Source organism: Nocardia asiatica NBRC 100129, assembly GCF_000308415.1.
Taxonomy (GTDB): Bacteria; Actinomycetota; Actinomycetes; order Mycobacteriales; family Mycobacteriaceae; genus Nocardia; species Nocardia asiatica.
The window spans coordinates 1-25,222 of sequence record NZ_BAFS01000128.1 but is presented as its reverse complement, the minus strand read 5'-3'; the positions used below and the strand labels follow the sequence as shown (position 1 = coordinate 25,222).

At 69.6% G+C, this 25,222-nt stretch carries 25 protein-coding genes and 1 pseudogene; 17 read left to right on the top strand and 9 right to left on the bottom strand.

The genetic code is table 11. The features are described 5' to 3' along the window. Nucleotides 1-371: 371 nt before the first annotated feature. The gene (locus tag ON27_RS12190; RefSeq protein WP_043724640.1) at nt 372-1,379 is read right to left on the bottom strand and encodes a helix-turn-helix transcriptional regulator; all 1,008 of its coding nucleotides are present in this window, start codon (nt 1,377-1,379) and stop codon (nt 372-374) included. A gap of 63 nt (nt 1,380-1,442) precedes the next feature. Between ON27_RS12190 and ON27_RS12185 the strand changes: the two genes are divergently transcribed. The 6 genes and pseudogenes from ON27_RS12185 to ON27_RS12160 all read left to right on the top strand — a co-directional run bounded on the left by ON27_RS12185 (nt 1,443) and on the right by ON27_RS12160 (nt 9,270). Further along, the gene (locus ON27_RS12185; RefSeq protein ID WP_043724636.1) at nt 1,443-3,728 is read left to right on the top strand and encodes an ATP-binding cassette domain-containing protein; all 2,286 of its coding nucleotides are present in this window, start codon (nt 1,443-1,445) and stop codon (nt 3,726-3,728) included. Between the two features lie 131 nt (nt 3,729-3,859). Further along, nucleotides 3,860-4,738: a glycoside hydrolase family 32 protein gene (locus ON27_RS12180; protein WP_043724634.1), complete on the top strand. Its 879-nt coding sequence runs from the start codon at nt 3,860-3,862 to the stop codon at nt 4,736-4,738. Between the two features lie 118 nt (nt 4,739-4,856). Continuing rightward, nucleotides 4,857-6,269: an L-fucose/L-arabinose isomerase family protein gene (locus tag ON27_RS12175; protein ID WP_043724631.1), complete on the top strand. Its 1,413-nt coding sequence runs from the start codon at nt 4,857-4,859 to the stop codon at nt 6,267-6,269. Continuing rightward, nucleotides 6,266-7,753 (top strand): FGGY-family carbohydrate kinase, encoded by a 1,488-nt coding sequence (locus ON27_RS12170; RefSeq protein WP_043724628.1) that lies wholly within the window; start codon nt 6,266-6,268, stop codon nt 7,751-7,753. Before ON27_RS12175 ends, ON27_RS12170 begins: the two co-directional genes overlap by 4 nt. A 57-nt stretch (nt 7,754-7,810) precedes the next feature. Continuing rightward, nucleotides 7,811-8,173, top strand: a pseudogene (locus ON27_RS12165) (thioredoxin family protein); the annotation flags it as partial. Between the two features lie 86 nt (nt 8,174-8,259). Further along, nucleotides 8,260-9,270, top strand: coding sequence for a glycoside hydrolase family 172 protein (locus ON27_RS12160; protein WP_051046468.1), 1,011 nt, complete (start codon nt 8,260-8,262; stop codon nt 9,268-9,270). On the opposite strand, the gene ON27_RS12155 is transcribed toward ON27_RS12160, so the two are convergent. Then, nucleotides 9,261-9,737 carry a hypothetical protein gene (locus ON27_RS12155; RefSeq protein WP_043724626.1) on the bottom strand — a complete coding sequence of 159 codons (477 nt, stop codon included), beginning with the start codon at nt 9,735-9,737 and terminating at the stop codon, nt 9,261-9,263. The genes ON27_RS12160 and ON27_RS12155 overlap by 10 nt on opposite strands. A 133-nt stretch (nt 9,738-9,870) precedes the next feature. Between ON27_RS12155 and xylB the strand changes: the two genes are divergently transcribed. Together xylB and ON27_RS12145 are read left to right on the top strand one after the other, a co-directional pair. Next, nucleotides 9,871-11,277, top strand: a complete 1,407-nt coding sequence (gene xylB / locus ON27_RS12150) for a xylulokinase (RefSeq protein ID WP_043724622.1) — start codon at nt 9,871-9,873, stop codon at nt 11,275-11,277. Between the two features lie 131 nt (nt 11,278-11,408). Continuing rightward, nucleotides 11,409-12,038, top strand: coding sequence for a maleylpyruvate isomerase family mycothiol-dependent enzyme (locus ON27_RS12145; RefSeq protein ID WP_051046467.1), 630 nt, complete (start codon nt 11,409-11,411; stop codon nt 12,036-12,038). 19 nt (nt 12,039-12,057) lie between these two features. Here the strand turns inward: ON27_RS12145 and ON27_RS12140 are convergent, their stop codons facing one another. Beyond that, nucleotides 12,058-12,843: a helix-turn-helix domain-containing protein gene (locus tag ON27_RS12140; RefSeq protein ID WP_043724619.1), complete on the bottom strand. Its 786-nt coding sequence runs from the start codon at nt 12,841-12,843 to the stop codon at nt 12,058-12,060. 88 nt (nt 12,844-12,931) lie between these two features. Between ON27_RS12140 and ON27_RS12135 the strand changes: the two genes are divergently transcribed. Together ON27_RS12135 and ON27_RS12130 are read left to right on the top strand one after the other, a co-directional pair. Next, a complete protein-coding gene (locus tag ON27_RS12135) occupies nt 12,932-13,312 on the top strand; it encodes a nuclear transport factor 2 family protein (RefSeq protein ID WP_043724615.1) in 381 nt (126 codons plus the stop codon). A gap of 51 nt (nt 13,313-13,363) precedes the next feature. Continuing rightward, on the top strand, nt 13,364-13,885 hold the full coding sequence (locus ON27_RS12130; RefSeq protein ID WP_043724611.1) for a DinB family protein: 522 nt from the start codon (nt 13,364-13,366) through the stop codon (nt 13,883-13,885). 343 nt (nt 13,886-14,228) lie between these two features. On the opposite strand, the gene ON27_RS12125 is transcribed toward ON27_RS12130, so the two are convergent. After that, a complete protein-coding gene (locus ON27_RS12125; protein WP_043724645.1) occupies nt 14,229-15,905 on the bottom strand; it encodes a 2-isopropylmalate synthase in 1,677 nt (558 codons plus the stop codon). Between the two features lie 255 nt (nt 15,906-16,160). Between ON27_RS12125 and ON27_RS12120 the strand changes: the two genes are divergently transcribed. The 3 genes from ON27_RS12120 to ON27_RS12110 all read left to right on the top strand — a co-directional run bounded on the left by ON27_RS12120 (nt 16,161) and on the right by ON27_RS12110 (nt 18,249). After that, a complete protein-coding gene (locus ON27_RS12120) occupies nt 16,161-16,832 on the top strand; it encodes a FadR/GntR family transcriptional regulator (protein WP_043724610.1) in 672 nt (223 codons plus the stop codon). Further along, on the top strand, nt 16,832-17,638 hold the full coding sequence (locus tag ON27_RS12115) for an ABC transporter ATP-binding protein (RefSeq protein ID WP_043724644.1): 807 nt from the start codon (nt 16,832-16,834) through the stop codon (nt 17,636-17,638). The genes ON27_RS12120 and ON27_RS12115 overlap by 1 nt, the downstream gene beginning before the upstream one ends. A gap of 113 nt (nt 17,639-17,751) precedes the next feature. Next, nucleotides 17,752-18,249, top strand: a complete 498-nt coding sequence (locus ON27_RS12110; protein ID WP_043724607.1) for a hypothetical protein — start codon at nt 17,752-17,754, stop codon at nt 18,247-18,249. A gap of 121 nt (nt 18,250-18,370) precedes the next feature. On the opposite strand, the gene ON27_RS12105 is transcribed toward ON27_RS12110, so the two are convergent. Together ON27_RS12105 and ON27_RS12100 are read right to left on the bottom strand one after the other, a co-directional pair. Further along, nucleotides 18,371-18,892: a hypothetical protein gene (locus ON27_RS12105; protein WP_043724604.1), complete on the bottom strand. Its 522-nt coding sequence runs from the start codon at nt 18,890-18,892 to the stop codon at nt 18,371-18,373. Then, nucleotides 18,889-19,254: a hypothetical protein gene (locus ON27_RS12100; RefSeq protein WP_043724599.1), complete on the bottom strand. Its 366-nt coding sequence runs from the start codon at nt 19,252-19,254 to the stop codon at nt 18,889-18,891. Before ON27_RS12100 ends, ON27_RS12105 begins: the two co-directional genes overlap by 4 nt. Nucleotides 19,255-19,275: 21 nt before the next feature. Here ON27_RS12100 and ON27_RS12095 point away from each other — a divergent pair, with 21 nt between their 5' ends. Beyond that, complete coding sequence (locus ON27_RS12095; RefSeq protein WP_043724596.1) at nt 19,276-19,869, top strand: TetR/AcrR family transcriptional regulator; 594 nt, start codon at nt 19,276-19,278, stop codon at nt 19,867-19,869. A 9-nt stretch (nt 19,870-19,878) separates the two neighbouring features. Here ON27_RS12095 and ON27_RS12090 read toward each other — a convergent pair whose 3' ends face one another. Continuing rightward, a complete protein-coding gene (locus tag ON27_RS12090) occupies nt 19,879-20,529 on the bottom strand; it encodes an HAD family hydrolase (protein WP_043724593.1) in 651 nt (216 codons plus the stop codon). A 200-nt stretch (nt 20,530-20,729) separates the two neighbouring features. Between ON27_RS12090 and ON27_RS12085 the strand changes: the two genes are divergently transcribed. Next, on the top strand, nt 20,730-21,407 hold the full coding sequence (locus tag ON27_RS12085; RefSeq protein WP_043724590.1) for a PaaI family thioesterase: 678 nt from the start codon (nt 20,730-20,732) through the stop codon (nt 21,405-21,407). Between the two features lie 19 nt (nt 21,408-21,426). Here the strand turns inward: ON27_RS12085 and ON27_RS12080 are convergent, their stop codons facing one another. Beyond that, on the bottom strand, nt 21,427-22,395 hold the full coding sequence (locus tag ON27_RS12080) for a sigma-70 family RNA polymerase sigma factor (RefSeq protein WP_043724587.1): 969 nt from the start codon (nt 22,393-22,395) through the stop codon (nt 21,427-21,429). Between the two features lie 224 nt (nt 22,396-22,619). On the opposite strand from ON27_RS12080, the gene ON27_RS12075 reads away from it, so the two are divergent. Together ON27_RS12075 and ON27_RS12070 are read left to right on the top strand one after the other, a co-directional pair. Further along, nucleotides 22,620-23,384: an SDR family oxidoreductase gene (locus ON27_RS12075; RefSeq protein ID WP_043724643.1), complete on the top strand. Its 765-nt coding sequence runs from the start codon at nt 22,620-22,622 to the stop codon at nt 23,382-23,384. Between the two features lie 24 nt (nt 23,385-23,408). Then, nucleotides 23,409-24,167 carry a DUF899 domain-containing protein gene (locus ON27_RS12070; RefSeq protein ID WP_043724583.1) on the top strand — a complete coding sequence of 253 codons (759 nt, stop codon included), beginning with the start codon at nt 23,409-23,411 and terminating at the stop codon, nt 24,165-24,167. An 83-nt stretch (nt 24,168-24,250) separates the two neighbouring features. Here ON27_RS12070 and ON27_RS12065 read toward each other — a convergent pair. Further along, nucleotides 24,251-25,222 (bottom strand): sulfotransferase family protein (locus ON27_RS12065; protein ID WP_043724582.1); only part of this gene is annotated, 972 nt, incomplete at its 5' end.

Sequence of the window (25,222 nt, the reverse complement as noted above, 5' to 3'; positions counted from 1 at the left end):
ATTCACTCCGGTATTCTCCGGAACTTCAATGAGGCAACTTTTCCAGCTTAGCTCATTCGTTCACCCGATCAAAATCGGGCTCCCGATCAAGCCAGTGTGATCGTCAGGCGCTCCTCGTCCTACCTCGTTTCCCGGTCCATCCGCTCGGCGTCTCCGCCTCGCTTCTCGGCTCCGGGTCGGTGTCCGTGTCGCTCTGACCTGGAATAAGTTACGCGGCGGCGAACGCTTCGTCAAATCGCCTGGGCAGTCCGCAATTTCGCAGGTCAGAGCGGTGCGATCGGCGGTACGCCGGGCGGAATGACATGAATGTGATTCAGACCACGACAAGATCGTTTCTCCGCCCCGGAAGGCAATCGCGTCGGTCTCGGCGGTCACCCGCCCAGTGGAGCGCTGGACGGTGCGGAATCGCCCGCATTCGCGTTACCGGCCGCACGAAGTAGTTTGGCCCCGAGGGTGGCGAGTAGATCTTTCATTTCCGTGGGTTCGAGCACCTCGAAGTCCAGGTTCAAGTGCGCGATGCGCAGCGCGGTCCACTCCAGGGAGTCCGGCGAAGTGCGCAGCAGGCAGGTCCGCTCGTCCAGTGGTTCGATCTCCTCCGCGCGTACGCGGAACGATTCGATCAGGTTCTCCGCGCGGGCGTGCACGCGCAGGACGACCTGGCGCGCCGGCCTGGAGCGGGCCAACTGGCTGGTCACGAAGCTGGCTGCGTCCTCCGCTGGGAGCACGCGGGGTGCGCGGCGTACTCCGATGGGCCGTGGTGCGGTCAGACGATCCACGCGGAAGGTGCGCCAATCGGCGCGGTCGACGTCCCAGGCAACCAGATACCAGCGGCGACCGGCGGAGACCAGACTGTGCGGTTCGGCGAGGCGCCCGGTTTCCACCTCGGCCTTGTCCCGGTACCGGAAGCGGATTCGCTCGCCGTCACGCGCGGCGGCGGCCAGGGTGACGAGGACCTCCGGATCGACCACCGGACCGGCGGCGGGCCCGCCCAGCGACAGGGTGGTCGCGTCCAGGGCGTCGACGCGGCGCCGCAACCGCGCAGGCAGGACCTGCTGCAGTTTCACCAGGGCGCGCGCGGCCGATTCCTCGATACCCGCGACCGCGCCCTGGGCAGCGCCGCGCAGTCCGAGGGTGATCGCCACCGCCTCGTCGTCGTCGAGCAGCAGCGGTGGCAGCGCCGTGCCCGCCTGCAGGCGGTACCCGCCGATCGCACCGAGGCTCGCGATCACCGGATATCCCAGTTCACGCAGGCGCTCCACATCCCGGCGCACCGTCCGCACCGTGACCCCGAGCCGCGCGGCCAGCTCCGGACCGCTCCATTCGCGGCGGGTCTGCAGCAGCGACAGGAGTTGGAGCAGGCGTGGAGCGGTGCGGTTCACAAGCTCGAGTATGGCCGTGAAAGAGGACAGGAACCGACCTCATGGGCTCCTAGCCTCGCGTCCGTGCAAGTTCATCGAGACACCATCGAGATCGTCGGGGCCCGCCAGAACAACCTTCGCGACGTCTCGCTGTCGATCCCCAAAGGCAAGATCGTGGTCTTCACCGGCGTCTCCGGTTCCGGCAAGTCGTCGATCGTGTTCGGGACCGTCGCGGTCGAGTCACAGCGGCAGCTCAACGAAACCTTCACCTGGTTCATCCGCAACCGGCTGCCCAAATACGAGCGCCCGGAGGCGGAGGCGATCGACAACCTGGCGCCCGCCGTGGTCGTCGACCAGAAGCCGATCGGCGGCAATTCCCGTTCCACGGTCGGCACCATGACCGACATCCAGTCGATCATCCGCTTGCTGTTCTCCCGGCACAGCGTGCCGAGCGCGGGCGAGGCCACGCGGTACTCGTTCAACGACCCCTCGGGCATGTGTCCTGAGTGCGGCGGTCTGGGTCACGTGGTGCGCCCGGATCTGGACCGGCTCATCGATGCGGACAAGTCGCTCAACGAGGGCGCCATCACCTTCGGCCCCTTCGCGGTCGGGACCTTCCAATGGCAGCTCTACGCGGAGTCGGGACTGTTCGACCCGGACAAGCCGCTGCGGGACTTCACTGCCGAGGAATGGCGAATGTTTTTGTACGGCAAGGGTTTCCGGGTACCGCGCAAGAACCGGAACGGATCGGCGGGAAACAACGCCTACGAAGGTCTACTGGAGCGATTCGACCGTCTGTACGTCAAACGTGATCTCACCGCGCTGTCGGACAAGAATCGCGCGGCCGCCCGAGCGGTGGTCACCGAGGAGGTCTGCCCGGACTGCGGTGGCGCCCGGCTCAACCCCGCCGCGCTGGCGAGCCGGATCGACGGGCTCGGCATCGCCGACTACGGCAGGCTGGAGATCAGCGACCTCGTCGAGGTGCTCGCCGGCCTGGACGATCCGGTGGCCCGGCCGATAGCGCAGGCCGCCGTCGCCCGGTTGCGCCGGATCGAGGAGGTCGGGCTCGGCTATCTGTCGCTGGACCGGGAGACCGCCACCCTGTCCGGCGGCGAGGCGCAGCGCCTCAAGGTGGTGCGGCATCTCGGCTCCAGCCTCACCGGCATGACCTATATCTTCGATGAGCCGAGCGTCGGCATGCACCCCCGCGACGTGGGACGGCTGAACACCCTGCTCGCCGGGTTGCGGGACAAGGGGAACACGGTCCTGGTGGTCGAGCACTCCCCCGACGTCATAGCCGTCGCCGACCACGTGATCGACATGGGGCCGGGCGCGGGCGCACGCGGCGGGCAGGTCGTGTTCCAAGGCACCGTCGAGCAGCTGCGGGACGCGCGGACGCCGACCGGAGCGGGATTGCGACGGACGCGGCGGGTCAAGACGGCAGTCCGCGAGCCCACCGGATGGCTCACCGTCACCGATGCCGGCATCCACAACCTGAAGAATCTCACCGCGCGATTTCCGACAGGGGTGCTCACGGCGGTGACCGGTGTCGCGGGCTCCGGCAAGAGCACTCTGGTGTCGGGCGCGTTCGTCGCCACGCACCCGCAGGTCATCGCGATAGACCAGTCCGCGATCGCCGCCTCCCGGCGCTCCAGCCCCGCGACATATCTCGGCATCATGGACCCGCTGCGCCAGCTTTTCGCCAAGCGGCACGGTGTACGACCAGGCCTGTTCAGCTTCAACTCCGAAGGCGCGTGCGGTGCGTGCGATGGCGCGGGAGTGATCTTCACCGACCTGGCGTACATGGATCCGGTCACCACGGTCTGCCAGACCTGTCATGGACGCAGATACCGCCGGGAAGCGCTCGCCTACGAGGTCCGCGGGGCGTCCATCGCGGACGTACTGGAGATGCCCGCCACGACGGCGCTGGACTTCTGGGCGCAGGAGGACGACCAGCGCATCCGCACGCCGTTGCGCTCGCTGCTCGACGTCGGTCTCGGCTACCTCGCGCTCGGCCGTTCGCTCGCTTCGCTGTCGGGCGGGGAGCGCCAGCGGATCAAGCTGGCCGATCACCTCCGGCGTCGTCGCGCGGCCGCCGTCTACGTGCTCGACGAGCCGACCACCGGCCTGCACATGGCCGACGTCGACACCCTGGTCGCGCTGCTGGACCGGCTGGTCGACGCGGGGAACACGGTGATCGTCATCGAACACGACCTGGACGTCGTGGCACGGGCCGACTGGGTGATCGACCTCGGCCCGGACGGCGGAAAGCATGGTGGCGAGATAGTTTTCGCGGGCACTCCGGCGGACTTGCTGGCCGACCGCCGGTCGCTGACCGCGGAGTATCTGCGGCGCGCGGTTCTCGCCTGAGCCCTTCCGGTCCGACCTGAGCGTGGCGGCGACGCGCGGATCGCGGCTGCGAGGGCCCGCTGGGCGGGTTCGACCGACCGAAATCCGCGCCGACGGCCCGGGACCACCACCACGGCGAGCATGATGAATTGATGACGACGCGGGAGGTGGTGCGGGCGGGTGCGTTCGCGCGGATCTACGACCCGAGCGTCGGCGAATCGGCAATTTGGTACATCAACGACCACACGATCGTCCGCGACGACGCCGGGCGGTGGCATCTGTTCGGGATCACCCACCCGGAGCCCGCGGACCCGTTCGAGGAGATCGAGTTCGCCCACGCCAGCGCCGACCGGCTGCACGGGCCGTGGACCAAGCACGCCGCCGCGCTGCTGGTGGACCGGGATTACGGGGAAACGCACCTGTGGGCGCCGTATGTGGTGGCAGCGCACGGGCAGTACTACATGTTCTACGCGGCAGGCGGCGACGACCGCACCGGCGCGGCGATGAACGCCGCGATATCGCCGGATCTGTTCCGGTGGACAAGATTGCCCGGCGGTCCGCTGTTCCGCGACGGCTACGACGCCCGTGATCCCATGGTGCTGCGCGTGGGTGACCAGTGGGTGATGTACTACTGCGCGACCAGCGCACCGACCGGTGGTCATCACGTCGTCGCTTACCGCACCAGCACCGATCTCGTGCACTGGGGCGAGCGGCACATCGCCTATACCGATCCGGCCAAAGGCACCGAAGCGGGCAATACCGAATCCCCTTACGTCCTCCGGTATGACGGGTGGTGGTATCTGTTCATCGGTCCGCGTCCGGATTACGTCGGCACCGATGTCTTCCGCAGCGACAGCCCGTTCCGCTTCCGCATCGGAGACAAGGCAGGTCATATCGCGGCGCACGCCGCCGAAGTGGTCCACGAGGACGGCCGGTGGTGGGTCACCAGCGCGGGTTGGGGGCAGGGCGGCGTCCATCTGGCTCCGCTCACCTTCCCGCGGACGCGCGTCGTCAAAACGGTTCCGCGGTAAGCGGTCCGAAGCACCGAGCCGGGCTCGATTTCTCGAAACGCGTCTACGGGCGCGGCCACGGCTGGTATCTGTTGATCGAGTCGAACTCTCCGATCACCCACCTCCGGGAGGGACCGGCATGGCCCGTATCGGCGTTATCAGCATTTCCGATGGCCGCGACTATGTGCATGCGGGCATCGCCGATTTCATCGCCTCCACCGAGGACCGGCTGGTGGCCGCCCTCACCGCGGCGGGCCACGATGTGGTCTGCGGCGCCGCGCCGATCAGCGACAACGCGCTGGCGAGTTCGGTGGCGCGCGCGGTCGTGGCGGCGGGGGTCGACCTGACCGTGCTGCACTACGCGGTCTGGGCGTTCCCGCATTTCACCATGCTCGCGGCGGGCGCGATCCCGGGTCCGCTGCTGTTGCTGTCCAATATCGATCCGGTGCAGCCGGGGATGGTGGGCATGCTCGCGGCAGGCGGCGCACTCGACCAGATCGGGCGCAAGCACAGCAGGCTGTGGGGCGACCCGGCCGATCCCGAACTCGTCGACGCCATCGGCGTGCGCGCCCGGGCCGCGGCAGCGGTATCCGGCTTGCGCGGCGCGACGTTCGGGCGCTTCGGCGGCCGGCCGATGGGCATGAACACCGCGGTGGCCAACACCGATCAGTGGCAACGGCAATTCGGCATCGACGTCGAGGAAATCGATCAGTGGGAGATCGTGCGGCGCGCCGAACTGGCCGACGCGGGCGAGGCGAGGGCCGCGCGCGAGTGGCTGGAGCGGCACACCGCGGGCGTGCACTACGACGGGGCGAAACTCACCCCGGAACTGCTGGAACGTCAGATCCGCTCCTATCTGGCGGTGCGCGAACTGATCGACGAATGGCGCCTCGACTTCTCCGGGATCAAGGGACAGCCCGAACTCACCCAGTATTTCGCCACCATGGACGTGACCGAGGCGTTCCTCAACGATCCCTACGACTGGAACGGCCCCAAAGAGCCGCATGTCTGCGCCACCGAAGCGGACATGGACGGTGCGCTGACCATGCAGCTGCTCAAGCGGGTGGCGGGCACGCCGGTGCTGTTCGCCGACGTCCGGCATTATCACGCCGATCGAGACATCTGGGATCTCTGCAATTCCGGCCAGCACGCCACCTGGTTCGCCGCGCGCAGCGCCGATCCCGCCGAGAACTTGGCGAAGGTGCACCTGTACCCGGAGGTGTTCTTCTTTCCCGCGGGCGGCGCCTCGGTGCATCACCTGGCCGCGCCGGGCCGGATGACCCTCGCGCGGCTCACCCGCCTCGACGGCGCCTACCGCATGCAGTTGATGCTCGGCGAGTTCGAAAATTACGACCAGCAGACCAACGAGGCGCTGATGAAGCAGTCGACCCGGGAGTGGCCGCACGCCTTCGCCCGGCTGGACGCGCGCGCCGAGGACTTCCTGAACCGCTTCGGGGCCAACCACATCCACGCGGTGCCCGGCGACCACCGGGCCGTCGTACGCGCGACCTGCGAGCTGCTCGATGTCACCGTGGACGAGTTCACGCGATGACCCTGTTCATCGGGATCGACATCGGGACCTCGAGTTCGAAGGGCGTCCTCACCGATGCCGACGGCGCGATACTCGCCAGAGCCGAACGCGCGCACCAGGTCTCCATGCCGCAACCGGGTCGGGTCGAGCACGACGCTGAGACGGTGTGGTGGGCGGATTTCGTCGCGATCGCCCGCGATCTGGTGGACGCGGCCGGCGGCGCCCCGCTCGCCGGTCTCGCCGTGTCGGGCATCGGCCCGTGTCTGCTGCCCGCCGATGCGGAGGGCCGGCCGTTGCGCCCGGCGATCCTCTACGGCGTCGACACCAGGGCGGGCGCCGAGATCGCGGAACTGAACGCCGAGTTCGGCGCGCAGGCCGTGCTCGACCGCGCCGGGTCACCGCTGACCAGCCAGGCTGTCGGGCCGAAGGCCCGGTGGCTGCTACGGCACGAGCCGGACGTCGCCGCGCGCACCGCGATGTTGCTGATGGCCAGTTCCTTCCTGGTGTACCGGCTGACCGGCCGGTACGTGCTCGACCACCAGTCGGCCAGTCAGTGCGTGCCGCTCTACGACCTGCGTGCGCGTGCGTGGGCGACGGACTGGGCCGAGCGGATCGTGCCCGGCTGGTCGTTGCCGGAGCTGGCCTGGCCCACCGAGATCGTGGGCCGGGTGAGCGCGGCCGCGGCGGCCGCCACCGGGCTGCCCGCGGGGCTGCCGGTCACCACCGGAACCATCGATGCCTGGGCCGAGGCGGCCAGCGTCGGGGTCCGCGCCCCGGGTGACGCGATGATCATGTACGGCACCACGATGTTCCTGGTGCAGGTGCTCACCGATCCGCGCCCGCATCCCGGTCTCTGGGGAACCTGCGGCACCTGGCCGGACACGTACACCCTCGCCGCGGGCATGGCCACCTCCGGCGCGGTCACCGACTGGCTGCGCAAGCTCGTCGGCGGCGAGTTCGCCGACCTGGTGGCAGCGGCGGCGGACGTGCCCGCGGGCAGCCGAGGGCTGCTCGCGCTGCCGTATTTCGCCGGGGAGCGCACTCCCCTGTTCGACCCGGACGCCCGGGGCATCGTCGCGGGATTGACGCTCGGGCACGGACGGGCCGAGCTCTACCGTGCGGTGCTGGAGGGCATCGCCTACGGTGTGCGGCACAACTTGGAGGCCATGACCGAAGCCGGTGGCCGGGCCGGGCGTCTGGTCGCGGTGGGCGGTGGCACCAAAGGCGGGCTGTGGACCCGGATCGTTTCCGACGTGACCGGCCTGCCGCAGCAATTGCCCGCCGACACCGTCGGCGCGAGCCTCGGTGACGCCCTGCTCGCGGCCGAAGCCGCCGGAATCGACACTTCTACCTGGAATCCGGTGGTCGACACCGTGCGGCCTTATCCTGAGCGCACCGCCAAGTACGAGGAGTATTACCGGCACTACCGCGATCTGTACGACCGCACCACGACGGTCGCGCATTTCCTTGCGGCCGAACAGCACCGTGCCGAAGCGCCTTCCTGATCGCGGACAGCCATGCGAGGATGCACGGTTGCTTCGCGGAACGACGACGAGGATGCCATGCCCACGATCACCCTGACTCAGCACAATTTCGACTCCGTGGTCACGTCTCATCCCATCGTGCTGGTGGATTGGTGGGCCGGTTGGTGCGGGCCGTGTCAGCATTTCGCCCCCGTGTACGAGGCGTCGTCGGACCGGCACCCGGAGATCGTGCACGGCAAGGTCGATACCGAGGCCGAGCCCGCGTTGAGCGCCGCCGCGCGGGTCACGCAGTATCCGACGCTCATGGCGTTTCGCGAGGGTGTGCTGGTCTACTCCGAGGCGGGGGCGCTGGCGGCGGACGCGCTGGAAGATCTGGTGCAGCAGATTCTCTGGCTCGACATGGACCAGGTCCGGCGGGAGCTGGCCCAGCAGGCCGACGCCGCGCAACTCGCCGCGGCGGGCGCGTCCGGCGCCGCCCACCGTGCCGGACTCGCGCCCGGCACGCCCCATTACGGCTGGCCGGGGCTGTGACCGCGCCGGGCGGAGAGCTGTGGCGGCTGGACGGCCGCCGGACGCGGTCGGTCAGCGCGGAGAATCCGACCGGGGCGCCCGGCGGGGGCGCGCGGGCCACCGACGGCACCGGAGCGCACGCGAGTCGGCTGCTGGGCGAGGGGTGGAAGGTCTCCCCTTCGATCGCGCTGGCCGGTGACGAGACCGCGACGCTGGCCGATGTTTCCGGTCCGGGCGTGTTCCGGCATTTCTGGTTGACCACCGAGCATGCCGTGTTGCGCGGGTTGACGCTGCGGATGACGTGGGACGACGCGCACCGGCCCGCGGTCGAGCTGCCACTGGGCGCCTTCTTCTGCAACGGCTGGGACGAGCTGGCCCTGCTGAGTTCGGAGATGGTGGTGGTCGCGCCAGCAGGCGGGCTGAACAGCTACTGGCCCATGCCGTTCCGGCATCGGGCGCGCATCACGCTCGAGAACAGGTGCGGCCGTGCGGTTCCGGTGTACTACCAGGCGACCTACACCGAAGAGGACGTGCCGGACAGTGCGGGGTACCTGCACACCACGTGGACGCACACGACCGGTGTGGGCACTCCGGCCGTGCACACGATTCTCGACGGGGCGCCGGGGCCGGGCCGCTACGTGGGCACCTACCTCGCCATACGCCCGAACGCACCGGGATGGTGGGGCGAGGGAGAAGTCAAGTTCTTCCTCGACGGAGACGTCGATCATCCCACCATCTGCGGGACCGGCACCGAGGACTATTTCGGCGGAGCCTGGAATTTCGATCTCGACGGCAGGTACCAGCCCTATTCCACGCCCTATCTCGGGCTGCACCAGGTCTCGCCGCCGGAACAGATCTATCGACCGGATCAGCGGTTCGGGATGTACCGCTGGCACGTGCGCGATCCGATCTGTTTCGAGCGTGAGCTCCGGGTCACCGTGCAGGCACTCGGGTGGCAGGACGCGCACACCTATCTCCCCCTGCGGGACGCCGAGATCGCGACCACCGCGTGGTGGTATCAGGCCTGATCGGTGTCTTCGGCCTGCGCCAGCAGTTCGTCGGCGCGGGCCAGCGCCGTGTCCATGCCCGCGGTGAGACCGTCCATCGAGGTCAGGCCGTCCAGCAGCCCGGCGAGTTCGTCCTGCACCGCACGCAACTCCGCGATCGCCGGGTCGACGGGGAACCACGCGACCGAATCGCGCCACCACGGGTCGTCGGAGAGCCACGCCCACAGCACGTCGCGCACGAGCACCGGGTCGGAGGTGTACATCTGGAAGGTCTGCGTGGCCGATCCGGCCCGGTGCTCGAGTTCGTAGACGCCGTCGGGCAGCAGCCGGGCCCGGATGTCGTGCAGCTCGGCACGGCTGAGTTCGAGTATGGCGTGTTCCGCGCCCGCCGGTTCGTCGATCAGATCGCCCAGCGCGTCCTCGGTCAGTTCCGGCAGCGGCGTCCCGTCTCCCGTGCGGATGCGCACGTCGGTGGGGTCGATGCTCATCGCGCCAGTCTGCCCGATGCGCGCGCCGGATACCCGAAACGCCCCGGGGCAGGTCGGCTCGGGGCAAGGTGATCGGTATGGCCCTTCTGCGAAGTACCGACGCCGGGAGCCGGGCTCGAAGGGGGTGGACCCGATGACGACGGTCGCGGGAGTCGACAGCTCCACCCAGTCGTGCAAAGTGGTCGTCTGCGACGCCGACAGCGGTGAGATCGTCGGCCGGGGGCAGGCGCCGCACCCGGAGGGAACCGAGGTCGCTCCGACCGCGTGGTGGGACGCGCTGCGGACCGCGGGCGCCGGATTGCTCGACAACGTCGAAGCGATCGCCGTCGCGGGGCAGCAGCACGGCCTGGTCGCCTTGGACGCCGCGGGTGTTCCGGTGCGGGACGCTCTGCTGTGGAACGATCTGCGCTCCGCCACCGCGGCAACGGAGCTGATCACCGAGCTCGGCGGGGCGGACATGTGGGCCGATGCCGTAGGCAGCGTGCCGGTGGCCTCGTTCACCGTCACCAAGCTGCGCTGGCTGGCCGATCACGAGCCGGAGCTCGCCGATCGCACCGCGCACGTCCTGCTTCCGCACGACTACCTGAGCTGGCGACTGCGGGGCGGCGAACCCGGGCGCGTTCCCGAGCCGACCACCGATCGCGGTGACGCCTCCGGAACCGGGTACTGGTCACCCGCCGACAACGTCTATCGAGAAGACCTTCTGGCCATGGCATTTCGTGGCCGAATGCCCGCGCTGCCCCGCGTGCTGGGCCCTGCGGAGGCCGCCGGGCGCACGCCCTGGGGCACGCTCGTCGCCGCCGGGACCGGCGACAACGCCGGCGCCGCACTGGGTCTGGGCAGCACCGACGGTGACGTGGTGGTCTCGCTCGGCACCAGCGGGACGGTCTTCGCCCGCTCGGAGCGCGCCTGCGCCGACCCGAGCGGCGCGGTCGCCGGATTCGCGGACGCCACCGGGGCTTTCCTGCCGCTGGTCTGCACGCTCAACGCCGCACGCGTCCTCACCTCGGCCGCCGACCTGCTCGGCGTGGATCTGCCCACCCTGGAGTCGCTCGCCGAGCAGGCGCCACCGGGCGCGGACGGCCTGGTCCTGCTGCCTTACCTCGCCGGCGAGCGAACACCCGACCTGCCGCACGCCACAGGTAGTCTGCACGGTCTGCGACCGGAGGCCATGCGTCCCGCGACGGTCGCGCGGGCTGCTTTCGAAGGCGTGCTGTGCCATCTCGCCGACGCGCTCGACCACCTCACCGGCATCGGTGTGCGACCGCGACGGGTGCTGCTGATCGGCGGCGCCGCACGCTCACGGCTGGTCGGGACGATCGCCGCCCAGGTCTTCGGTGTCACTGTGACGGTGCCGGAACCGGCCGAGTACGTCGCGCTCGGCGCCGCGCGCCAAGCCGCCTGGGCACTGAGCGGCGCAGCCCGGCCGCCCGCTTGGCCCGCGCGCACGGCCGCGGAGATCTGCGCGCCACCCGACGCGGCCGCCGGGCGAGAAATCCGCGCCGAGTATCTGCGGGCCCGCCGCGCGCTGTACGGCTGACCACGGCGTTCGCCGTGTTGCCTGCTCGGCCCGGCCCATCGCGCCACCCCTCCGGTCGCTGATTTTCGTCGCCGGGTGGCGCCCCGACTCCGGGCGCGGTTGGATCACCCTCGTCGAAGAGAGGTGGACGAATGACCGATACCCTGGTGCGAAGGGCGGTGACGGCGGAACGAACGGAACTCGCCGAACTCCTGGCCGGACTGGACGCCGCGAGCTGGGACGCGCCGACCCTGTGCGAGGGCTGGCGGGTCCGCGAGGTCGTCGCCCACATCACCATGCCGTATCGCCTGTCGAGCGCACGGTTCGCGCTGGGGATGCTCGCCGCGTTCGGGAACTTCAACCGCATGGCCGACCGCACGGCCCGGGTGGACGCGGCCACGCTCAGCGCGACGGATCTGCTGAAATCGCTGTGGGACAACGTCGACCATCCGTGGCGGCCGCCGGGCGGCGGACTCACCAACGCGTTGAGCCACGACGTGATCCACGGCCTGGACATCACGGTGGCGCTCGGCCTGGACCGACGGGTACCCGAGGAGCGGATGCGCCTGGTCCTGGACACGATCGATCCGAGGACCGTCAAGCTGTTCGGCGCCGAACTCGGCGGCATCGAGCTGCGCGCCGACGACCTGGACTTCAGCTACGGCTCCGGGACGGTGCTGTCGGGACACGCCCAAGATCTGCTGCTCGTGCTCTGCGGCCGCAAACTGCCCGCCGGGCATCTGCGAGGCGAACCCGCCGAGCGGTTCACCGAGCCCGAATGATCCGCCGAAGGCGCGGCGCTCACCCGTCGGCTGCGGCCAGTTCACGCAGGTAGGCTGCCGTTTCTTCGTCGTCGGGAAAATATGCCTCGACGGCGACCTCGTCGAGCGTCATGTCGAAGGCCGCGCCGAACGTCGTGATCGTGCTGAAGAATGACAGTTCCGCGTCGCGATGGCGCAGCCGGATCGGCAACGTGATGTCCGCCGGGTCACTGTCCGCGCCGCCCGGGCAGCCATAAGAGCGCAATTCCTCGTAGAGCTTCGCCAGTTCGGTGTCCCCGGTCGCCATGACCTGGCGTGCCAGGCGAGGCAGCAGGAAGGCCCGGACCTGTTCGAGGTTGCGCAGCCGGGGCGCGAAGCCGCCGGGGTGCAGGCCGAGCCGCATCATATTGATCGGCGGCTCGAGCAGATCCGGATCGACGCCGTCGAAGAAGACGCCTACGCAGTCGTTGGCTTGGACCAGATTCCAGCGCTGGTCCACCGCCAGGGCCGGATACGGTTCGTGCAGGCGCAGGACCCGCTGCACGGCGTCGCGGGCGCGCCGCAGCGCGGGATCGGTCCAGTCGCGCCGCCGGAACTCCGGGGCGTGCCCGGCGGCGATCAATACCCGGTTGCGTTCGCGCAGCGGGATGTCCAGCTGTTCGGCCAAGTGCAGCACCATGGACCGGCTGGGCATCGTGCGGCCGGTCTCGACGAAGCTGACGTGCCGCGCGGACACCTCCGCCTGAATGGCCAGATCGAGCTGACTCAGCTTGCGCCGGTGCCGCCACTCCCGCAGCAGTTCCCCGGCCGGTCGGTCACCGTCCATCGGCCCAGTATCGCGACGTCCGCTTCCCGGCCGCCATTACATCGCAGGTAATCGACACTCTCGTGCGGAGACTGCCAGTCTCGGCGGCATGACGAACGACAACGTCGCACTGCGCAACAAGGAACTGGCCCTGTGGGGCTTCCGGGAATTCGCGGCCGGCAACATCGAAGTGCTCCGGACGCTGCTGCACGACGACTTCCTCGAACACAGTCCCGGAAACCCTTCCGGCAAGGACGCTTTCATCGAATTCATCGCACAGGCGCCCGTGGCCGGGTCGAAACTGGAGCTGGCACGGGTGATCGCCGACGACGAATACGTGGTCATGCATTACCGCATGGTCCCGCCGGACGACGAACCCGGCGAGGCGGTCGTGGACATCTGGCGGATGGTCGACGGAAAGATCGTGGAACACTGGGACGTGGTGCAACCGGTGCCCGACTCCGCCCAGATCCCGCACGGCATGTTCTGAACGCGGATAAACCGAGTGCTCGGCAGCGCCGGGCAGCGCTAGGGTCGGCGCGTGAGTTGGATCGCGCCCGACCTCGAACGCACCGAAGCGCCACTGGTCGCCGACGAGCGCACCATGCTGCGGGCATGGCTCGACCGGCACCCCGACACCCTGCTGTGGAAGTGCGCGGGGCTCGACGGCAGGCAGTTGCGCACGCGCGCCGTCGCGCCCTCGACCATGTCGCTGCTCGGCCTGGTCCGGCACATGACCGAGGTCGAGCGCGGCTGGTTCCGCCGTGCCGCCGCGGGCCAGGACCTCGCCTACGTCTACTGCTCCGAGGACAACCCGGACGGCGACTTCGACGACATCGCCGACGCCGACCCGGAGGCGGCCTTCGCCGCCTTCCGCGCCGAGATCGCCCAGGCCGACGCGGCGGTCGCGGGCTTGCCGCTGGACCACACCTTCCGCCACCGCCGGCGCGCCGACGACTACAATCTGCGCTGGGTGTACCTGCACATGATCGAGGAGTACGCCCGACACAACGGCCACGCGGATCTGTTGCGGGAGCGGATCGACGGTTTCACCGGCGACTGACGGTCACCGGTGGTCGGATGCCGCGAGGCCCGCGCTCCTTCGACAGCAACCGAAGGCCACCGGCCACCGCATCTCCGCGAAGCCCACGCGCCCTCGACAGCAACCGAAGGCCACCGGCCACCGCATCTCCGCGAAGCCCACGCGCCCTCGACAGCAACCGAAGGCCACCGGCCACCGCATCTCCGCGAAGCCCACGCGCCCTCGACAGCAACCGAAGGCCACCGGCCACCGCATCACCGCGAAGCCCACGCGCCCTCGACAGCAACCGATCGAGGCGCCGGGCCGGCCTAGCCCCGATCGGATCACCGCCGACGACAGCGCCGCCGGTCATAACGCGCCGGATTCACCGTCGCGCGGCGCGGCCAGCGGCGCGCACGACCGCGACCAATGTCGCCGCGACAACGGAATCGCCTCGGCCGCAGGACCACCCGGTGTCGCGGCCACGGCGATATTCCAGATAGGCGATCGCGGCGCTGTCGTCGCCGCGCTCGATCGACTGCTGGGTCAGGCCGAGCACTTCGATCGGATATCCCGCCTCCGCCAGTGCCTCGGTCAGCGCCGCGACGGGGCCGCCGTGGCGCCGGGCACGGTGGGTCACCCTGTCGACGGTCACCGTGATCTCGGTGCACGCCTGCGTGCCGTCGCCGCTGGTGCGCCAGTCCTTCAACTCCAGCCAGGACGGGTCCTCGCAGTAGCTCGCGTCGAACAGATCGCGCAGTTCGGCGGCGGTGATCTCGACGCCGGTGTCGTCGGCGCGCCCCTGGACCTGTCCGGCGAAGTCGATCTGCAACCCGCGCGGCAGGTCCATACCGTATTCGCGGTGCAGCAGGTAGGCGATACCGCCCTTGCCGGACTGGGAATTGACCCGGATCACCGCCTCGTAGCCGCGGCCGAGATCGCCGGGATCGATCGGCAGATACGGAACCCGCCAGTCGAGTTCGCGCTCGGCGATGCCCGTCGCGGCGGCTCGCGCGCGATGCTCGGCGAATCCCTTCTTGATCGCGTCCTGATGGGTGCCCGAGAACGCGGTGTGCACCAGCTCCCCCACGTACGGGTGACGTTCGTGGACCGGCATGCGCGTGCAGTATTCGACGGTGCGCCGGACCTCGTCGATATCGGAGAAGTCGATCATCGGGTCGACGCCCTGCGCGTGCAGATTCAGCGCCAGCGTGGCGATGTCGACGTTGCCGGTGCGCTCGCCGTTGCCGAACAGGCAGCCCTCGACGCGTTGCGCGCCCGCCAGTACCGCCAGCTCGGCACACGCGATGCCGGTGCCGCGATCGTTGTGCGGGTGCACCGACAGGATGACGCTGTCGCGGCGGGCCAGATTGCGGTGCATGTACTCGATCTGGTCGGCGTAGACGTTCGGGGTGGCGACCTCGACGGTGGCGGGCAGGTTCAGCACGACCGGCCGGTGCGCGGTGGCGTCCCACAACGTGGTCATCCGGTCGCAGATGTCGAGCACGTAATCGGGCTCGGTCAGGTTGAACACCTCGGGCGAGAATTCGAAACGCACGTTCGGCAGGTCCCCGGCGGCCGCGAGCACGGCGCGGCCGCCGTCGAGGATCAGCTCGCGCAGCGCGGCGGGATCCTTGCCCAGCACGATGTCCCGCCAAGCGGGAGCCGTGGCGGTGTACATGTGGATCACCACGTCGTTGGGGATGCCGCGGATCGATGCGACGGTGCGTTCGATCAGGTCGCGCCGCGCCGGCGTGAAGACGACGATCGTGACGTCCTCGGGCGCGACATCCTCCTCGGCGATGAGCCGGACGAAGTCGAAGTCGGTCTGTGAAGCCGACGGGTAGCCCACTTCGATCTCCTTGTACCCCATGGCGATCATGAGTTCGAAGAAGCGCCGCTTGCGCGCCGGGTCCATCGGCTCGGCGAGCGCCTGGTTGCCGTCGCGCAGGTCGACCGGAACCCACAGCGGCGCCTGGGTGATCCGCGCATCGGGCCAATGCCGTTGTTTGAGCGATACTTCCACGCGCTGGTAGATGTCGCGGTAGCGATTCGACGGCATGTGGGAACGCCGCTGGCGATTCCACGCCGGAGCTCGGTCCGGTACGTCGCCCGCAGGGGTGTGGATGGTGGGGAACTCGGTGTTCATGGTCTGCTTCCTGGCCATACGGGCCGTCACGACGAGAGGTGACCGGCCACGACGAAGCCCCACGGCGGGAGGCCGGTCGTTCAGGCCCCGCCGTGGCGGCTGAGCAGAAGCATGGTGCGCATGATGGCTAGACTGTACACGACTCCTCAGACAAGTAGAGAGGTTGCGATGCTGTCGCAGGTACGCCGCCATCCACTGGCCGCGCAGGCGGCCGACGTGCTGCTGGCCCGCATTCGTGCGGGCGAATGGCCGTTGGGCCACCGCCTGCCGGGCGAGACCACGCTGGCCGCCCAGCTCGGGGTCGGCCGCTCGACGCTGCGGGAGGCGATCCGCGAGTTGGCGGGCAAAGGCGTGCTCGACAGCCGCCAAGGCGCGGGCGTCTTCGTGACCGCGCTCGACGTGACCGAGGAGCGGGACGCCGTGCTGCGCCGCGCCACCATCGCGGCGGTGATCGAAGCGCGCATCGCCATCGAGACCGAGGCCGCCGCCCTGGCCGCCCAGCGGCGAACCCCCGCGGACCTGCGCCTGATCCGTCGCGCACTGGCCGCTCGCGAGGCACACGGCGAGCCGGTGGCCGAGCACGTCGACGCCGATACGGCGTTCCACCGGGCGGTCGTCGTGGCCGCCCACAACGAGGTGCTGACCGAGTTGTTCGACAGCTTCCTTCCCCGGCTGCGCCTGGCGATGATCGACATGCTGAAGATCCGCCCGGTGCCGTCGGAGTCCGCGGATCACGCCGCGCACGAGCGGCTGGCCGATGCGATCGCCGCCCGCGATCCCGCCGCGGCGGCGGAGTACAGCCGCGCCCATCTGACCACCTTGAAGAAGGCTTTCACGTGATCGATCCGGTGCTCGAGCTGACCGGCGTGACGTTCCGCCGGGACGGCAAGAAGATCATCAACGGGATCTCGCTCACGGTGCGCGCGGGCGAGCGCTGGGCGCTGCTGGGCCCGAACGGCGCGGGCAAGAGCACGCTGCTCGGCTTCTGCGGGGCGGTCACCTTCCCGACCTCGGGGTCGGTGCGGGTGCTCGGCGCGGAACTGGGCCGCGTCGAATTGCAGCGGCTGCGCCGTGGCATCGGCCAGATCAACCCGCGGCATCCCCTGCGCTCCGCGCTGACCATCCGCGAAGTCGTGCTCACCGGCCTGACCGCGACCATCGACACCCCGATGCGCTGGACGCCGACGCCCGACCAGCTCGAGCGAGCCGACGCGATGATCGACACGGTCGGCCTGACCGGGAAGACGAACGAGCTCTGGCCCACGCTGAGCCAGGGCGAGCGCGGCCGCACGCTCATCGCCCGCGCGCTGGTCGCGCAGCCGCGACTGCTGCTGCTCGACGAACCGTCCACCGGCTTGGACGTCGCCGCCCGCGAACAACTCTTGGACACCCTCGACACCTTGGACCGGACTCATCCGGACGTCGCCTCCGTCCTGGTGACCCACCACCTGGAGGAACTTCCCAGCACGACGACCCACGCGTTGCTCATCGCCGACGGCCACACCGTCGCGGCAGGGCCGGCCGCGACGACGATCACCACCGAGAACATCACCGCCGCATTCGCCCATCCGGTCGAGGTCCGCTACGACGACGGCCGCTGGACGGCGCGCGCGGCTCGCCGGCCCACCGCATGGCCGTCGCGCTGACTCCGCACTACCCGACCAGCCGCACCACGGTGGTAACGCCGCTGTAATCGCCACACCGCAATCGCGTGTGAGCATGCAACGAAATCCACTACCACCGAAGGGAATACGGCTACGTGTGGCAGCTCTATCGAGCAGTACTCCGCACCGACGACCAACTCGTCCTCGGCTATGTGGACGCGGGCGCGAAGCTCATCGACCACGCCAGGATCGGCCACCACCTCGTGCAAAGGGTCGAACGGTTGCTCACGACACCCGCACGGGTCACCTGGGCCGGACGAGACGCCCCACGGCCACGGCACGGCGAAAACCTCTATCGGTCAGCGGGTTCCGTGGCCGCGCTGATCCCGCCGGAGCACGGCGCTGTCGGCCGATACCTGCTCAATCACGACCTGCGGATCTTCGTGGACAAAGCGACCGTGCTGGAGAACGAGGCCCGGCACCGCATGCATCCGCTGCCCTTGCTCACCGCCGAACCCGCGCCGGACCCCACCCGGATCGCGGGCGACCACACCGTCCTGGGTTCTTGGGCGCACGCACTGATCTCGGTGCGCGACACCGTGCCACAGGGCTTCGAACAACGGAAGTTCGACCTGGTGGAGCGCCCGCGCTGAGCGCCGCACCGGCCGGACCACCGTCGGTCGGCCGAGATCGACGCCGGGAAGCGAAGGACACCCGCGTCGTGCGGCCCTCGACGAGCGGCCGGTCAACGCGCCGACGCGGTGATCCGGCGCGTCAGGGTTCCGATCGTCCCGGGGCGGCAGCCGAACCGGTTCGGTGCTCGGCCTCGGCGAGATCCTTCAGCGTCAGCAGTTGCTTGCGCATCATGAGCAGGTCGCCGATCGCCAGCGCCACAGCGACGAGTTTCGGTGCGGCACAGCGTATCCGGACCATGAGCCGGGTCCCCGCTCCGTCGGGGCGCACCGCGTAGGTGACACAAACCTTCCCCGCGACCAGGGTGATGTGCCTACCCGGAACGAAGGAGATCAACTCGAACTGGGACATGAACCGCTGCCCCACCTCGAGTTCGGTGAGCCTCGGATCGCGCACGCGCGGGCTGCGCTTGCCGAAGTTGTCCAGCAGGTCGTAGCTGTAGGGGGCGACGCGCAACTGGCACAACCAGGCGTAGACGAGCATGGGCGGCGCGTCGATGCCGATCGCCCGATCGGCTTGGAGCCCGCCGGGCTGCCGCTCGTCGCACGGCAGGGGCGTCTCGCGTTCGGCCTCGGTGGCCCCCCACACCGTTCCCGGGATCATGCCGCCGCCGCGATGCGGCGCAGCATCCGGCGCACCATCACTCGGTGGCCGCCGGTCCCGACGACCAGCGCGCGATATATCCGTCCGTGCGGACCGGGGAAGTCTCCGTAGCTGCGCGCGCGGACCCGAGTGCGGCTCGGGCCCTCCTCGTCCAGCTCGAAGATCAGGGCGTACTTCGAGAACCAGTGCTGTCCGCGCAGCGCGAGGCGATTCGGTCGCGCCACGGTGTCGAATTCGAACCCGATCGGCGCCGAAGGGTTGTGCGGGTCGCGGCACATGACCTTCAGCACCGCCTGCCACGCCCGATCGCGGTTCGCGTCGACCGATCTGGCATGCTCATCTATATAGGACAAACGCTCCATATAGAAGGAACGTACTAGTAGATGGCGCCACCCCGCAAGCACGACACCGACGTGATCCTCGACGCAGCGCGCACCCTGGTGCTCGCCGAAGGACCCCGCGCGACCAGCGTGTCGGCCATCGCCGAGGCCAGCGGCGCGCCGGTCGGCACCCTGTACCACCGGTTCGGCAACCGCAACGGCGTACTCACCGCGGCATGGCTGCGCGCACTGCGGCGCTTCCAGGACGGCACGCTGGCCGCGGCCGAGGAGCCGGACCCGGTCGAAGCGGGCGTCGCGATGGCGCGGGCGGCCCTGCGGTTCGGGCGCGAACTCCCCGAGGACGCCAAGCTGCTGCTCGAGCTGCGTCCCAGTGATCTGCTCGACGGCGGGCCCGACGCGGAGTTCCGCGCCACCCTCGCGACCATGAACGCGCCGTTGATCGAGCATCTGCGCCGCATCGCGCACGCTCTGTTCGGACGCGACGGCGAGCGCGAGATCGATGCGGTCAGCCGCGCGATCGTCGATCTTCCCTACGCGGCGCTACGCCGCCACGCCCATGCTCCGGCGCTGCCCGGCTGGCTGGAGGACGACCTGACCGCCGCCACCCGCACGCTGCTGACCTCCTACGGTCCGTGATCCTGCGGCTCAACCGGCGACGAGTGCGGGCGTGAGTTCGTCGAGGCCGGAGATGACCTTGGCGGCCAGCGCCAGCGCGTCGGGAGCGGGCGGGTACTCCGGGCGCGGCGCGGCGATCACCCGCATCCCCGCCGCGTGCGCCGAGCGCAGGCCGTTGCTCGAATCCTCCACGGCCACACATTCCGACGGCCGCTTGCGCAGGAACGTCGCGACCGTCGTGTAGACGTCCGGCGCCGGTTTGCCGCGCTCGACCTCCTCGGTGGAGAAGGTGACGGTGAAGTACTCGATCAAACCCGTCCGGCCGAGCACCGTGTCGATGAGCGCGCGGGGCGACGAACTGGCCAGCCCCAGCGGCCAATGCTCGCTGATCCGCTGTGCGGCCTCCACCGCGCCGGGCAGCAGTGGCACGCCCTCGGCGTACCGGTCGGCCATCCGCTCGATCACTTCCCGCGCCACGGTCTCCGGCGGCTCACCGACCCCCAGTTCGCCGCTCAGGTAGGCCGACCATTCACCGGTGCTCATCCCCATCAGCCGCTGCTGGGTGTCGGGCAGCCACCGGCCGCCCTTCTCCGCGACGTAGCCACGCCGCACCAGCTCCCACACCGGCTCCGAGTCGATCAGTACGCCGTCCATGTCGAACACGACCGCGGTGATACCCATGCGCACAGAGCCTTTCGCCAGCCGAAGCGGTCAGAGGTCGATCGCCGCCGGATCGCAGGTCCGGCCGCCGAGAACCGTGCCGGTAGCACCCGGGAGAGGGCGATATCCGGTCGCGCACCAGCCTAGGCGGTGACAGCTCGCGGCGGCGGACCCGGCACCCGCCCGGCGAGCATTCCCCGGGCAACCGATAACTTGTTCTCATGAACGAACCGCAGGCCGGCGACTCGCTGCCGAGCAAGGAGCACCACGAGGGCGGGTTCCGGCCGATGATCGAGCTGATCGCCGCGCACGAGGCCGCCAAGGACGACATCTCCCGCGGCGGGCCGCACTACGGACAGTTCATCGAGCAGGTGCGCGGCCTGATGGACCGCGTCCGGCTGGCCTCCCCTTCCGACGAGCTGGCGGTGGACGCGATCGGCATCCTCAAAGAGCTGAACGACAAGCTCGACGCCGCGGCGGTGGACGAGTGGTCGACCCCGAACTGGACCAGGTTCGACCTGCCTGCCCGCGGCAACATCACCCTGCCGCCGTTCTACATCGACCACGTCGACCCGGTGGAAGGCGTCGACGCGCGCCTCACCTTCCGCACCTTCCACCTCGGTGGCAACAGCGCCGCCCACGGCGGTCAGATCGCCATCGCCTTCGACGACCTGCTCGGCATGGCCGCCGCGGTGCACTCCGGCTCGGTGACCAGGACCGCTTCGCTCACCGTCGACTACCGCTCCATCACGCCGCTGAACACCGAGCTGAAGGTGCGGGCGTGGGCGGAACGACAGGAGGGACGCAAGGTCTACGTACGGGCCACTCTGCACGACGGCGACCGGCTGTGCGCGGAGGCGAACGGCTTGTTCATCGTGCTCAGGCCGGGGCAACCCTGAGCTTGCGCTCTGCGACCCGTCACTCGCCCGAGCGTTCCTCCGGCCGGGTGGGCGGCATGCCGAAAGCGGCGAACAGCGTCGGCTCGAGAAAGACGGTGATGGCGGTGACCCCGCCGACTCCCGTGGTGATCACGTGAATCGAATGAGCTTCCAGGACACCGCCCGCGCCGCGACGGTATTCGGCGACAGCGGGTTGGCCGTTCGCGGCCGTGGGGATCAGCACGAGATCGCCGGGTTCGGCGAAGGCGCGTTCGGCGAGGAATCGAGTCACCGCGTCGCGACCGGTGAACCACAGCGGCACCGGCGGCATCTCGAGCCGGACCTCGGCCGCCAGTAGCTCGGTGAGCGCCGCGAGGTCGGCGTTCTCGAACGCCGCGCAGTAGCGATCGAGCAATTCGCGGCGTTCGGCGTCTTCCGGTTCGGTCGCGTCCTCGCCGGTGGGGGCGACTTCGGCAAGACGTGCCCGTGCCCGCTGCAGGGCGCTGTTGACCGCGGCGGGCGTCGTGTCGAGCAGTTCGGCCACCTCGGCGGCACTGAACTGGGCGACATCGCGCAGGATCAACACCGCGCGCTGACGCGCCGGCAGCTCCTGCATCGCCGTCACCACGGCCAGCCGGACGCTTTCCCTGGTGACGAATGCCGTTTCCGGTGTCAACGCGTCCGGCAGCGGCTGCATCCATCGGTGCGCGCCGGTGTCGCGGTCCAGACCCGCGTGGGGGTCGACCGAGCCGGCGCCCAGTCCGGCCGGCAGCACCCGGCGCGCACGGTTCTCCAGTGCCCGCAGGCACGCGGTCGTCGCGATGCGGTACAACCAAGTGCGCAGCGCCGCGCGTTCCTCGAACGCCGGATAGCCGCGCCAGCCGCGCAGGTAGGTCTCCTGGACGAGATCCTCGGCGTCGTGCACCGAACCGAGCATGCGATAGCAGTGCGCGATGAGTTCGGCGCGAAACGGCGCCGCCTGCTCGATGAAATCCTCCTGGACCGGCACGGTCGTACTCCTAGGTGTCGACGTGGCAGGGATGGAACTCCCTTGCCGGTACAGATACGTCCGGCGGCCGAAATTCATCGGTCAGCCCGACACTTGTTTCCCGACCCGCTCCTCGGTGGCGACGACACAGATTGCCCGGCTCAGCACCGATGAATCGCGGCGACTCGACGTATCCCAATCAGGGGGGAATCTCGAGCACATCACCGACGAAAGCGAAGACGACCGTGAACAACACCATCGATCCCGGCGACCTGCGGGGCACCACGTCCATCGTCACCGGAGCCAGCCGTGGGTTCGGCCGCGGCATCGCCAGGGCGCTGGCGGCTGCCGGCGCCCATGTCGTCGGCGTCGCCCGGGACGGCGCGCGACTCGACGCGGTGCGCGACGAACTCGGCGGTGGCTTCACCGCGGTGGCCGCGGACGCCGCCGATCCAGCGACGGCAGTCCGGCTCCTCGACGAGTACCGCCCCGGCACGGTGGTCCTGTGCGCGGGCGCCGCTCCGCGGATGAGCCCTCTGCAGGATCAGACCTGGGAGACCTTCAGCCAGAACTGGAACGTCGACGTGGCGCAAGCGTTCCACTGGATTCGCGAGGCGCTGCGGCGCCCGCTCGCGCCGGGTAGCTCGGTGATCACCATCTCCAGCGGCGCCGCGATCCACGGGTCGCCGCTGAGCGGCGGCTACGCGGGGGGCAAGGCCACCGTCCGGCTCATCACCAGCTATGCCGCCGCCGAGTCGGAACGGGCGGAGCTGGGTATCAGGTTCGTGTCCGTCCTCCCGCAGTTGACACCGGCCACCGACCTGGGAGCCGCGGCGGTGGCCGCCTACGCCGAGCGCCGAGGCGTCGATGCCGGCACGTTCGTGCGGTCGCTGGGCCCCGCTCTCACTCCGGAGCAGGTAGGCGAGTCGGTTCTCCGGATCGCGACCACTCAACAGCCCGTCCACCACGCGAACACGCTCACCTCCGCGGGCATGACACCGCTTGCTTGAACGACGAAACCGAAAGGAATCGCAATGAACAAACCGTCCATCGTCTCCGCGCAGGAGTGGGAGGCAGCGTGGCAGCGAATGCTCGTGCAGGAGAAGGAGTTGACCCGCGCCCGTGACGCGCTGGCCGCCGCGCGGCGGCGGATGCCGTGGCAGGCCGTGGACAAGCGGTACGCGTTCGAGGGACCCGACGGCCGGGCGAGCCTGCTCGACCTGTTCCAGGGCCGGCGTCAACTGATCGTCTACCGCGCCTTCTTCGAGCCCGGCGTGGGCGGCTGGCCGCACCATGCCTGCCGCGGCTGCTCCATGATGGCCGACCATCTCCCCCACCTGGCCCACCTGCACGCCCGCGACACCACCCTCGTGTACGCCTCCCGCGCGCCGCAGGCGGATATCCGGCGCGTGAAGGCCCGGATGGGCTGGGAGATGCCGTGGTACACCATCACCGACGACTTCGACGTCGACTTCGGTGTGGCCGAATGGCACGGCACGAACGCGTTCATCCGCGACGGCGACCGCGTCTTGCGCACCTACTTCATCAACAACCGCGGCGACGAGGCGCTGGGGACCACGTGGAGCTTCCTCGACATGACCGCGCTGGGTCGCCAGGAGCAGTGGGAGGACTCACCGGAGGGCTACCCGCAGACTCCGCCCTACGAGTGGTGGGACTGGCACGACGCGTACGGCAGGCACACGCCGTCGCGGTGGTTCGGCGAGCCCGACCCGGACGATCCCAACGATCAGCGGCCGCCGCGAGCCGACTCGCAGGGGTGCTCCTGCACATGATCGGCGGCACCGTGCCCCGGTAGCGTGCTGCACCGGCACGGCCCGCACTCGCTGGTGCGGGCCGTACCGGAGACACCGGTGGCTCAGCGCCCGGCGAAATGCGCCTCCCGATACGCCCCGAATCGGGCGTCCACTTGTTCGGCGGTCAGGCCGAAGTCATCGAGGGTGTAGCGATGTGCCGGACGTGCGGCGCCCGAGGTGCTTTCCGTGTGCAACGCGGTCATCGCAGCGGTCGCTTCCTCCGTCAGCGGCAGATCGAAATGGCGGTAGATCGACTCGACGGTGCCGATCGGGTCGGCGACGAACTCGTCGTAGTCGACGTCGCAGAACTGCGTCGCGTCGTGGCGTTTGCGGTCGAGCAGGAACCGCTGCGCGCCGCGCGCCCACAGATCCAGCTGCGACGCGCCGACCACCGGACCGCGGAACTTCTCCGACCAGCCCGCCGACGCCTGCTCGTTCAGACTGCACACCGACGCGATGATGGTGCGCGGATCGCGGTGCATCTGGATGACCAGCGCGTCCGGATACACCTCGAAGATGGCGTCCAACGCGAACAGGTGGCTCGGATTCTTCAGCACCCAGCGTTTGCCCGCGTCCGGCAGGCCGATCAGCTGCAGATTGCGCCGGTGCCTGCGGTAGGCGGGCGTCCAATCCCGGTCGCGCAGCCACTCGGAATAGGTGGGCAGGTAGGCCAGGCATTCGTAGGACACCGACATCGCCGACTGGCGCAGCAACTGCCAGCACTCCTCGACCTGGTCGGCCGAAATATGGTGCACCCCCATGAATTCGGGATGCTCGACGTGGTGCTTCTCGTAGGCGGCCGCGAGGCGCTGGTAGACCGGGTTGCTCGTCCACGTCTCGCGCGGCGGGCGCGGCTGCGGCATCTCGGTCAGCCACATCTCCAGACCCTGGTGCGCCGGGTCGGCGTTGAGCAGGCGGTGCACCGCCGTGGTACCCGAACGCGGCAGACCGGTCACGAAGATCGGCCGTTCGATCGCCACGTCGGCGTGTTCCGGGTACTGCCGCCAAGCCGCCTCACTGAGCAGCCGGGCGAT

Bases quoted from the DNA above. Each gene is read 5' to 3' on its own strand.
- ON27_RS12180 (WP_043724634.1), top strand. From the start codon at position 3,860: ATGACGACGCGGGAGGTGGTGCGGGCGGGTGCGTTCGCGCGGATCTAC.
- ON27_RS12175 (WP_043724631.1), top strand. From the start codon at position 4,857: ATGGCCCGTATCGGCGTTATCAGCATTTCCGATGGCCGCGACTATGTG.
- ON27_RS12170 (WP_043724628.1), top strand. From the start codon at position 6,266: ATGACCCTGTTCATCGGGATCGACATCGGGACCTCGAGTTCGAAGGGC.
- ON27_RS12155 (WP_043724626.1), bottom strand. From the start codon at position 9,737: ATGAGCATCGACCCCACCGACGTGCGCATCCGCACGGGAGACGGGACG.
- xylB (WP_043724622.1), top strand. From the start codon at position 9,871: ATGACGACGGTCGCGGGAGTCGACAGCTCCACCCAGTCGTGCAAAGTG.
- ON27_RS12145 (WP_051046467.1), top strand. From the start codon at position 11,409: ATGACCGATACCCTGGTGCGAAGGGCGGTGACGGCGGAACGAACGGAA.
- ON27_RS12140 (WP_043724619.1), bottom strand. From the start codon at position 12,843: ATGGACGGTGACCGACCGGCCGGGGAACTGCTGCGGGAGTGGCGGCAC.
- ON27_RS12135 (WP_043724615.1), top strand. From the start codon at position 12,932: ATGACGAACGACAACGTCGCACTGCGCAACAAGGAACTGGCCCTGTGG.
- ON27_RS12125 (WP_043724645.1), bottom strand. From the start codon at position 15,905: ATGCCGTCGAATCGCTACCGCGACATCTACCAGCGCGTGGAAGTATCG.
- ON27_RS12120 (WP_043724610.1), top strand. From the start codon at position 16,161: ATGCTGTCGCAGGTACGCCGCCATCCACTGGCCGCGCAGGCGGCCGAC.
- ON27_RS12105 (WP_043724604.1), bottom strand. From the start codon at position 18,892: ATGATCCCGGGAACGGTGTGGGGGGCCACCGAGGCCGAACGCGAGACG.
- ON27_RS12100 (WP_043724599.1), bottom strand. From the start codon at position 19,254: ATGGAGCGTTTGTCCTATATAGATGAGCATGCCAGATCGGTCGACGCG.
- ON27_RS12095 (WP_043724596.1), top strand. From the start codon at position 19,276: ATGGCGCCACCCCGCAAGCACGACACCGACGTGATCCTCGACGCAGCG.
- ON27_RS12090 (WP_043724593.1), bottom strand. From the start codon at position 20,529: ATGGGTATCACCGCGGTCGTGTTCGACATGGACGGCGTACTGATCGAC.
- ON27_RS12085 (WP_043724590.1), top strand. From the start codon at position 20,730: ATGAACGAACCGCAGGCCGGCGACTCGCTGCCGAGCAAGGAGCACCAC.
- ON27_RS12070 (WP_043724583.1), top strand. From the start codon at position 23,409: ATGAACAAACCGTCCATCGTCTCCGCGCAGGAGTGGGAGGCAGCGTGG.